Genomic DNA, 10,899 nt, shown 5'->3' with positions numbered 1-10,899 from the left:
TGCTGGATGCTGGATGCTGGATGCTGGATGCTGGATGCTGGATGCTGGATGCTGGATGCTGGATGCTGGATGCTGGACAATATTGTGTTGCGCTGGCGCCTAGCGGTGTCAAGCATTGTCGCCATTCATCTTCATACACCGTGACAATAAAAAGGGCGACCCCGGTAAGGAGCCGCCCTTCTATAAGCATTCCGCATTCCGCATTCCGCGTTCCGCGTTCCACCCCACCGCGTCCGACGTCAGACTTCCGACCTCAGACGCGCGCAGCGCACATCAGCCATAAACCGGAAACTTGGCACAAACGTCCAACACTTTCTGTTTCACGGTGGCGATGGCTTCTGAGGCGTCGCCTTTTTCCAGGCCGTCCAGCACGTCACACATCCAGTGCGCCAGGTCGGTACACTCGCTCTCGCCAAAGCCGCGGGTGGTGATGGCCGGGGTGCCAACACGCAAGCCAGAGGTCACAAACGGTGAGCGAGGGTCGTTGGGTACGGCGTTTTTGTTAACGGTGATATTCGCTTCGCCCAATGCGGCATCGGCGTCTTTGCCCGAGTACTCTTTGCCAATCAGACTCACTAGCATCAGGTGGTTTTCAGTACCGCCGGATACCACATCGAGGCCGCGCTCCAAAAACACCTTGGCCATGGCCTTGGCGTTTTTCACCACTTGCTGCTGATAGGTTTTATAGTCGTCGCTCATGGCTTCTTTGAAGCTGATGGCCTTAGCGGCAATCACGTGCATCAAAGGACCACCCTGACCACCGGGGAATACCGCAGAGTTGAGTTTCTTTTCGATTGCCTCATCCGCTTTGGCCAGAATAATACCGCCGCGAGGACCGCGCAGGGTTTTATGGGTGGTGGAGGTTACCACGTGAGCGTGTGGTACAGGGTTGGGGTAAACACCCGCAGCGACTAAACCTGCCACGTGAGCCATATCAACCAGTAAGTAAGCGCCTACTTTATCGGCGATTTCACGAAATCTTGCCCAGTCCATCACCTGTGAATAGGCCGAAAAGCCAGCCACAATCATGGTGGGCTTGTGCTCTAGCGCAAGGCTTTCAACCTCGTCCATATCCACCAGACCGGTGTCTGGGTTCAGGCCGTACTGTACGGCATTGTAGGTTTTGCCGGAGAAGTTAGGCTTGGCCCCGTGGGTCAGGTGGCCACCGGCGTCCAGGCTCATACCCAAAATGGTATCGCCGGGCTTGCACAGCGCTTGGTACACTGCACCGTTGGCCTGTGAGCCCGAGTGCGGCTGTACGTTGGCGTAATCGGCACCGAACAGTTCGCAGGCGCGCTCAATAGCCAGCTGTTCGCTCTTATCGACATACTCACAACCGCCGTAGTAACGCTTACCCGGGTAGCCTTCGGCGTACTTGTTGGTAAGCTTGGTGCCCTGCGCCGCCATGACCATGGGGCTGGTGTAGTTTTCCGAGGCAATCAGTTCGATGTGCTCTTCCTGACGACGGCTTTCATTTTCGATTGAGGCCCAAACTTCCGGGTCAAACGAGGCGATTGTTTGGTCTTTATCAAACATGGGCAATTCCTAAACTAACGGGCAGCGCGCCGGCACTGCCGGGTTAATGAGTAAGGGTGGAAAAAGGAAAGGCGCGATTGTACACCAATCGACCAGCCTTGTGCATCTATTACGTCGAGCCATATGGACACGCCAAACGGCGACTAAGTTAAGAGGCTAACAGCCAACGATAAATCCACTACCGCTGCAATCACCGCGAGCATAAGCTTGCAAGTTTTGCCGCGTCACACGGGCAATTTCTGCCAGCGCCTCGCGGGTAAAAAATGCTTGATGGCCGGTAATCACCACGTTGGGGAAGGTAAGCAGGCGGGCAAATACATCGTCTTGTAAAATCCCGTCGGACAGATCATTAAAAAACAGGTCCGCCTCCTCTTCGTAGACATCGAGCCCCAAGTAGCCTATGCGGCCGCTTTTCAGTGCGGCGATAACCGCACGGGTATCAATCAGGCCGCCGCGACTGGTATTGATTAGCATCACCCCCGGCTTCATCTGCGCTAGGGTGTCGGCATTGACCAGATGATGGGTGGCTTCAAGTAAGGGGCAGTGCAGAGACACGATATCCGACTCGGCCCACAAGCGCTCGATACTCACAGCCTCTGCCAGCACTGCCATGGCGGCGCTTGGCGCCGGATCATACACCAGCGTACGACAACCAAAGCCATTCATAATGCGCGCAAACGCCTGGCCGATTTTACCACCGCCAATAATGCCTGCGGTTTTGCCATGCAAATCAAAGCCGAGCAGACCATCCAACGAGTAGTCCTGTTCGCGCACTCGCGCGTAAGCCCGGCGAATATGGCGATTAAGGTCCAGCACCAGCGCCGCGGCGTGCTCGGCAACCGCGTAAGGCGAGTATTCTGGCACGCGACACACAGCAATACCGAGGCGCCGGGCAGCGGCGATATCAACATTGTTAAACCCGGCGCAACGCATGGCGACTAACCCTACCCCCCGCTCAGACAATTGCTCCAATACCGCCACATTGACGACATCGTTAACAAAACAACAGACCGCATCAAAACCTGCAGCCAGGGGCGCACTCTGTTCGTTTAGGTGCGCGTCAAAGAAGGTCAGCTGCCAATCGGCGAAATGATCAAGATAAAGACGGTCGTAACCTTTGGCATTAAAAACAGCGAGGCGCATTATTCATCGATATTGGGGTTAACAGCGAAAAACGAGATGCTCATAGGGTAGTTCTGAATAACGCCGTCTTTGGCGCGAACCGCCCCGATAACGGCAAAGATAATTGATATCACGGCCAGTATCACGGTCATAAAGATACCAATCACCACAAACCACAGCATAAAACAGATTATATGATAGATAAATGAGCTGATAATCCAGTTAAAAACTACCTTACCTTGCTCATTAATGTACGGATCGTCCCGGCGAATAAGCCACAACACCAGCGGCGCAACCCAACCACACATAGGGAGCAAATAACCGCACAACTGAGCAAAATGCATCAGCATGCTGTAAGTGCGATTATCCATATCCATCGTTGGAGCAGCACTGGCGCCGCCACCGAGCGCCTTGGCCTTAGCTTCGTCATACTCTTGCTGGGTAATCATGCCTTTTTCTTTTAGTTCGTTCAGCTTTTCAATTTTTTCCAAATCCATGACCTTGCTCCGGCATATTAGTGGCTGTCATTAACGGTGGGTCAGTAAGCGTAAATATTTGCGCACAGGTTCTGCAAATTTATCGTACTGCTTCCCCAAAAGGGAGTTAAGCTCATCTTCTGTCACAAAGCCAATGCTTTCCCGATGGGCGTTTTTCGCTAAGCGCAGCGTTTCTTGGTAATCCAACACGCCATCTAGATTTTGATAATCCACCCAGTCGGCCTGTTCGGTCTGCAACCGCTCCTGATGCGCGGCAACCAACTCTGGAAGTTTGGTGTTAGGCGCCATATTGAGCGCGTCTATATTGCGTGGCAAATCGGTAAAAGGGCTGACGGAACCGCTATTACTGGTTATCAGGAAGTGTCCCGCGGTGGTGACGCTTTCCAACTGAACAAAATGATGCGGTTTCCACTGGCGCAACAACACCATAATCAGCCACACCCATAGCGCCGGCTTTAACGGCGAAAAACGCGCAGCTGCCGCGCAAATAGAGGAATCCTCCGAGAGAAAAATACGCACCAGCGCGCGCTTGCCCAGCATGGGGCGAGCACCAACCGGCTCAAAATCCCCCAGCGAGGTAAAACCTTGCGCCGTCAGTGCTTTTTCGACTTTATCGCAAAAGGCGCGCTCGGAGCGGGGAAATTCACAGGCATCGACTGGCTGATAATCGGAGTTGGGCTCGCGCGCCTGCTTAATAATGTCTTGCGCCACACTGAGGGCCAGCGCTTCGTCGGGGTCATCACTGACCGTCTCGAGTAACTCCACTATGTTGCCGTTGTTGTCGGTGTATTGATCGGCCAGAGTATCCATCAGGTTATTGCTCATGTAATCAACCATGCTCAACTCGCCGTTATCCGCTGAGGGCATGCCTTCGCGCAGCGAATTGGCAAAAGCTTCGCGCCCATTGCGGCCACCGTTTAAACAGCCGTCGCGTTCTTGGATTAAAAATTCACGAAAATCTTCACCTTCGGTATCAAGGTGTCGCAACGCTTGATCATAATCGACAATGGCGGCATCAAAATCGAGCAATAGTTTATGAAAACCTGCGCGCTTAAAATACAAATGCCAATCGTCAACCTGATGATTAATAGCCCGAGTTATATCTGCCGCCGCTTTTTGCAAAGGTACCACCGCAAGGGCCGAAAAACCGAGTGCATCTTTGACTTGGGCCTCACCGTTTTTGGGCTCCAGCGCAAGCGTACGATATAATTCAGCGCGCTCAATTAATAAGTCGTGAGTGTGCTCTGGATGTGCGGCTATTAACACTTCGAGCTGATCATGCATAGCTTCGCGATTGCCCTGGCGGGAGTACACAAACGCTTTCAAGCGCGATAACTCATAGTGCTCTGGCAAAGCAGCGCTGGCTTTGTTCAGCACCTTTAAAGCTAGCTCGCTGTCTTTTTGGTCGAGATAAAAGTGCACCAAACGCCCCCAAAGCTCTGCCTCTTGCGGCTGACGCTTAATAGCTCGCAAAATGACCGTTTGGGTTTGATCGTGAAGTTCCAGCTCAGCCAAGGCATCCAGTACAAGGTAAACCACCTCAAGGTTGTCTTCATCGGCTTTATACAGGGGGCTTAGTCGCTTTAATGCGGCTTTGGCTTTACCGTTTTCCAACAGTTCGCAAACACGAGCTATTTGCGCGGAATGTTCGTAAGCATTCATAAGTGTGCCTTACTCATACGTTTTTTGTTATTAGGGAGTCCCTGATAAAGCCTTCCGTTGTCTCTGCACGAGCCCAAACGTTCACTGCGCAAGGTGCTCTTCGCAGGTAATGGCCATAGTCCTTGGCAAGAAGGGCAACACAGCGGGTGGACGTTTGGGCCGCACCCTTCGGGGCTTGCAGAGACTCTTTAGTTATTGATCTGTTTAATGACCCATTAACCAAGCGCTTGGTGAATATAATACCGGCATTTGCCGCTAAAAAGCAGATCTTGCGCAAGAAAAATACAATCGAGAAAGTTGTTACGCCTGTGTGCGCTTTTGGCCGAAGACTATTTGCTCTAGGCGACTGTCAAAACCGGGCTCGGCATCGTAAAAGTCAATATTGCCGGCCATGATCTGCTGCATTAACTCTTCGCGCCGCCACTCATTGACTTTGCGCTGGTACTGATCGAAGAATATATATTTCCCCGTAGAAGGAATAATCATAGCCAAGGTACAGCGCTCGGTATGATTGTCGCTGTCGGTAATATCGGCCGACATGCCTGTTACCAGTGTTTCAATGCGAGCTGCCGCGGCTTGTTCACGCTGCGCCTGCAGGGCTTGGCGAGCCTCAAGCTCGGCCTGTTCACGCTCTACTTTTAAACGATGTAGACGGGCCTTCTCTTCTGCCAGTGCCTGCTCGCGTGCGGCCTTATTGGCCTGCTGCCGAGCGGCCTTGGCGCGTTCACGTTCGGCGCGCTCACGGGCCAGTTGCGCTTCGCGCTGCTGTTTTATTTTTTCTTGCTGTTGCCATTTCACCTTGGCCTCGGCATGGCAGTACTCCAGCCGAGCTACAGCTTTGTTCATGGCAGTGCTAAAGACTTTAATATTGGCCATGGGTTCGGCATCGCGCCGATCTAAAGCCTCAAGGAAACTGCCGACGGACATTTGCACCACTTTATGTCCTAAGCGATTGACGAAAATCAGCTCATCACTCACCGGCGATTGCAATAAATACTGACAGCGTACATCCCCTTCATTGGCATTGGTAAAACGCAACCAATCGCCACAGTTTAGCCGGTGCTGCTCCTGGTCTCGGCGGTGAGAGCGCAAACGCGCGGCGGGGTTTTCCCTCGCCATGGGCGGTGCGATGTCAGCATCCGGCAACGCCCCCGCCAACAGTTGATCCACTCCGTCTAGCACATCGCTCATAAAGTGGTGGTAAGTTTGTAGCTCACAGGTTTCAGGAGGTTTTGTTGATTGCAATCGTGCGCCCAGTGCAGGAGCCTGGCGGTGCAGTTGCACTTGCTCCTCAGCTGACTTATTGGGCTCAAACATCTTACAAAGTGACTGCAATAAATCGCACCAAAGTTCCCACTCTTGATGGCGATCATTAATCAAATAAAATTGTAAGGCCGGCCCCATGGTGTGGCGAATATAGGTGAATACGCTATCGGGCAAGCGGCTGCCAGCCAACCATTGGTTAAGTGTCTCGTCTACTTGCCGCTTGGCTTTTTGGACCTTTAATTGGCCGAGTTCAGTATCACGAATGCGCGCCGCTACGCGCCCCGCGCGCTCCAAGTCGCGATCAGCCTGCTGATTGAAATCCTCGATAGCTTGAAGACAAACGGCAGGGTCTTGACCGCTGAGCATTTGCAAGGTGTGATCACATTGGGCCAGAAATTTATTCGCCGCACTACCCAGCCCCGGGTACCAACTATGCAGATGAAAAAAGAAGGTATCCCAGGCGATAAACCAGCGTTTTTCGCTCACATGACTAAAAGCTGCATCCTCTGCAATCAACTCAATTAAGATACGCTGCACTCGCTGAAGGCGTTCGGCCAACTCCAAGTCACAACGAAGATTATCGCCAATGCCACGCGCCAGCCATAAGCCGACCAACCAAATGGGGTCTGCCCCTGGGGCTTGCTGGTGGAAGTGATCAAGGGACAGTCGAGGAGTCGCCAGAAGCTGCGCTTGCAGTTCGACGCTAAGTGGATCGCGTGCTGCAACCCAGAGCTGTAAATCCGACAAGCATGCCGCAAGCGTTAACTGTTTGTCTTGCGAATGCTCCATATGGCTTGAGGCCCCCTAGATGATGTAACTACACGGATGGGGTAACCTAGCAAGGCACCCAGTGCATTACATTAGCATAATACAAAGGGCGCCAAACCAATAGGGTGAAATTAATACACCCTGACTAAGAATAAAACTCAGTGGTCGTGGTCGTGGTCTTCTGCACCATAGCCGACCCAAACACCGCCTGCAGGCACAAAATCTAACTCCCAGTGCGCATCGAGCTCAAGTGCTTCGACATCGACCGGAATCACTTCTGACTCACCGGGGTTTAACACATAAATATGGTGGCCATCGGGCTCGGCGATAAAGCTCAAGCTTTGCCCCTCTGCCAAAACAGATGCATCGGTTACGGCCAATTCACCGTGGACAGACCAGTCGGCCGTATCCAGCACCACCAAATTACCATCGGCTAACAGTGCGGCGAAAAACTCACCATCGGCAACAAAATCGCTAGCGACCACTGCAACGTCTGACTGCCAAGCCAGTGACTGCAAAGTTGCCTCGTGCGGATCAACCAAGACCAAAGAGCCCGAGGCGATGCCAATAACATCGTGAACCTCTTCGTGTGCACGCAGGCTGCCCACTCGGACATCGGCGGCCAACACGTCACCGTGGGTGATTTTTGCCACCTCAAAACCATCGTGCTCTTCAATCACCAGCACACCGTCACCACAGGCAAAGAATACATGGTCTTCGTTTTGCGCACTGCCGTGCAGGGCTGGACACGGCTCATCAAAGATGGCTTCCAGTTCGTACTCGGTATCGTGCAAGTGGTAGACGCTCACCCGATCCGGCAGAGTTGAGGCTGCATCGGCATCGCGCTCAGTGGTGTAGAGATGCTCGCCACGCACCTGTGCCGCACCGTGCATATGGGTGGCAAAGCTCAAGGTGTTGGCAAGGCCATTATCCGCCACGGTGTGGGCATCGAAAGTGGCCACGCCTGCAACATCACTGGTGTCGCCGTTGCCATCGTAAAATACCGCGACCTGTTCTTCATCAAAGGTGTAGTGAGTTGGTTTTACGCCATCCAGATGGAAATCCAAAATGGCTGGGGCCTCTGCGTAGGGATGATCGTGATCACCGTGGTCTTCCTCCCACACACCACCGTCGACAAAGCTGACCCAGTTATCGTCGCGGTGAATAAATGCCGCATAGCGATAACCCGGTACGGGGTAGGCGTAACCAATAGACGCAGGCAAGGTGAGCTCGGTCACCTCATCGCCATCGCCCGCCTCAAAAACATGAACCGTATCGGTGCCTGCCTCTATCAACAGTAAACGCGCATCACTGACTTCACCCTCGTGATCATGCTCATCTTCTTCATGACCGTGTTCATCTTCTTCGTGATCGTGATCTTCGTGACCGGGCTCTGCCACGTCTTGCGCATAGATATTAGTTTCGCTGCCGCCGCAGGCGCTCAGCAATAGCGCCAAAATAGCGGCCGACAGTGGCTTTACATTTTTTTCAAATAACATTTCCAATCTCCTTAAAAGCTTACGCGAATGCCGGCCGATGCCGAACGCGCTGCGCGTGGCGCAATATCTTTAATAAATGACGAGTGAACGCGAGCGGTTTCGTTAAGTAAGTTGTCGCCACGCAAGAATAATTTGGCCCCATCCAACACCGGCAAGGTGTAGCTCACCTCAACATCGAGCCAAGTGTAGGCATCGGTGCTGGTTTCGAGCTCAGCGGTTTCATCCGCTTTGAAATAATGGGTGGCACTGGCACTCATTAGCCAAGGTCCGCTTGCATATTCCGCCTGTAAACCAAGTCGCATGGGTGGAATGCGCGGTAAGTTACCGCCGTCACGCAAGGTGGCGCGAATGTAATCGGCCGACAGACGCAAGATTAAGGGATCTGCCACCTGCCAGTGCACCTCCCCTTCTAGACCATAAAGCTCAGTATCGGCCGAGGTGAATTGATACACCGGCAAGAGTTCATCTTCGCCCTCGTGTTCATCCTCAGCGTGATCATGTTCATCTTCCGCATGGTCATGCTCGTCTTCGGCGTGGTCATGATCGTGGCCACTTTCTTCGAACAAACCAGTGGCTCGCTCGTAGTAGAAGTTATCGATCTGATTATAAAAAGCGCCCACTACAAAACCGATATTGCCAGAGAATTTTCGCAATGAAATATCGATGTTATTAGCCGTTTCCAGCTCCAGTGGCTGCTCGGAGAAGTTAACAACCCAGTCGCCTTCATCGTTAGCCAGGATGTCAAACAGTGCACCGACCTCGTAGGTCCCGGCGCCGATATGCGGACCAAACGATAAAGATTCGGCGGTAGAGGGGGCGCGCTGCGAATGCGATACCGACAGGCCGAGGTTATAACCTTCGGCAAAATCCCAAACGGTTCCGACCGACACACTGTAAGGCGTAAACTCATGGTCCGAGCGGTAAACACCGCGCTCACCTTCGCCGTCAAGCAAAACATCCGTGGCGTCAATTTGGATTAACTCTAGACGACCGCCAATTTGCAGTAACCAGTCCCCAAAGTGTCTCTCTTCCATCACAGCCGCGGCGATAGACTCGGTCGTCGCTGGTGGCGCAAAGGCTTCTTCACCTCTGGCCCAACTCTCTTCGCGCTTACCGTGCAAACTGAAGGCACCGCGCCACTCTGCGAAGGGCTGGTGATATAAATCTAAACGCGCTTCGTGTAACTCGGTTGAGAAAATGGTGCCTATAGCATCACCCTCAACTTCCTGGTGCTGATAATCGGTATAACCGTAGCGAAAACGCGCCTCGGACACCAGCGAGTGATCAAAGCTGTATTCGCTAACCAATTGCACACGATCCTGCTCCAAGTCCGCCTGCACTGAAATACCGTCATGACTGTGGCCGGGAATACCGTAAGTGCGCTCCAAGCGGCCCACACTGATGCCGGTAAAACCACTGTCACTGATATAGCTGCCGCCAATGGTGGCGCCCTGGCTGTCGTAGGCGGAATTTTCTAATACGCCATAGGCTGCATCGGCATCGGGGTTCGCCTCTGCAAACTCAGGCACCTCCAGATCATCCGCATCGCGCCAAAAACCATCGACATGAAACGCAAAGTCACCGGCAGCGACATTGGCGCTACCTTGCACGACCGGCTCACTGTTGGCACCGTTGTATTCCAGTTGGAACTGACCAAAGGTGTCAAGGTCTTGCGGAATACGATCATCCACCACATTGACAACACCACCTATGGCACCGTTGCCGTAAAACAAGGTGGCCGGTCCACGCAGAATTTCAACCTGGCGGGCGGTTGTCGCCTCGCCAGTAACCGCGTGATCGGGGCCGGAGCGCGACACGTCGCCAACATCCAACCCATTTTGCGCCACTAATACGCGCGGCCCAGATAAACCGCGAATAATGGGTGTACTGGCTACCGGGCCGTAATAACTGGAGTGAACCCCAATTTGCTTACCCAAGGTGTCGCCTAGAGTGGCCGCTTGCTGATCGCGCAGCGACTCGCCACTTAACACTGTCACTGGGGTCGCCGACTCTAATTGCGAAACATGCCAAGGCAAACCGGTAACGTCGATCACCTCCATCACAGTCTCATCCAGTGTGATGGTGAGCGATGTATCACCACCGTGAACATGCGCGTTTTTGTGCATAAAACGCGGAGCGCGTACATGCAGCTCTACGTCATCACTGGACAATTCTTCCAGAGCAAATTCCCCGGTACTATTGGTCTGCGTACTGGTACGCGTTCCTACCACCTGCACCGTTGCGCCACTAATCGGCTGACCAACTTCATCAAGCACCACACCCCGAATAGTATCGGCACTGGCCCAGGCAGGCAGCACCAAGCAACCCAGGGTCAACAAAGACCGTTTCAACACATACACCCCCAATGGCGAATCATTTCCCGCGGGCAAAGCAATACGCCCTACCCCTAATTGCAAAATGTTATAACATAACACTTAGGATTTGCAACAATATAACGTTTTGCGGGTAAAATGAATGCTGAATGCTGAATGCTGAATGCTGAATGCTGAATGCTGAATGCTGAATGCTGAATGCTGAATGCTGAATGC

The 10,899-nt window shown here is 53.0% G+C and carries 7 protein-coding genes; all 7 read right to left on the bottom strand.

Translation table 11 applies throughout. From position 1 onward, the window contains the following. Nucleotides 1-273 precede the first annotated feature (273 nt). Complete coding sequence (gene glyA, locus Q4563_RS15345; protein ID WP_215974822.1) at nucleotides 274-1,536, bottom strand: serine hydroxymethyltransferase; 1,263 nt, start codon at nucleotides 1,534-1,536, stop codon at nucleotides 274-276. Between the two features lie 156 nt (nucleotides 1,537-1,692). Beyond that, nucleotides 1,693-2,679 carry a 2-hydroxyacid dehydrogenase gene (locus Q4563_RS15340; RefSeq protein WP_215974823.1) on the bottom strand — a complete coding sequence of 329 codons (987 nt, stop codon included), beginning with the start codon at nucleotides 2,677-2,679 and terminating at the stop codon, nucleotides 1,693-1,695. Next, the gene (locus tag Q4563_RS15335; protein ID WP_215974824.1) at nucleotides 2,679-3,155 is read right to left on the bottom strand and encodes a DUF4870 domain-containing protein; all 477 of its coding nucleotides are present in this window, start codon (nucleotides 3,153-3,155) and stop codon (nucleotides 2,679-2,681) included. The genes Q4563_RS15340 and Q4563_RS15335 overlap by 1 nt, the downstream gene beginning before the upstream one ends. A gap of 30 nt (nucleotides 3,156-3,185) precedes the next feature. Beyond that, nucleotides 3,186-4,817 (bottom strand): tetratricopeptide repeat protein, encoded by a 1,632-nt coding sequence (locus Q4563_RS15330; protein ID WP_303605073.1) that lies wholly within the window; start codon nucleotides 4,815-4,817, stop codon nucleotides 3,186-3,188. A gap of 300 nt (nucleotides 4,818-5,117) precedes the next feature. Continuing rightward, a complete protein-coding gene (locus Q4563_RS15325) occupies nucleotides 5,118-6,872 on the bottom strand; it encodes a DUF1631 family protein (protein WP_215974826.1) in 1,755 nt (584 codons plus the stop codon). 137 nt (nucleotides 6,873-7,009) lie between these two features. Continuing rightward, nucleotides 7,010-8,350, bottom strand: a complete 1,341-nt coding sequence (locus tag Q4563_RS15320; RefSeq protein ID WP_303605072.1) for a hypothetical protein — start codon at nucleotides 8,348-8,350, stop codon at nucleotides 7,010-7,012. An 11-nt stretch (nucleotides 8,351-8,361) separates the two neighbouring features. Continuing rightward, nucleotides 8,362-10,704 carry a TonB-dependent receptor gene (locus Q4563_RS15315; RefSeq protein WP_442903762.1) on the bottom strand — a complete coding sequence of 781 codons (2,343 nt, stop codon included), beginning with the start codon at nucleotides 10,702-10,704 and terminating at the stop codon, nucleotides 8,362-8,364. Nucleotides 10,705-10,899 lie beyond the last annotated feature (195 nt).

The organism is Gilvimarinus sp. 1_MG-2023 (genome assembly GCF_030548285.1).
The sequence above is the reverse complement of the archived record's forward strand: the minus strand, read 5'-3'. Positions and strand labels throughout refer to the sequence as shown.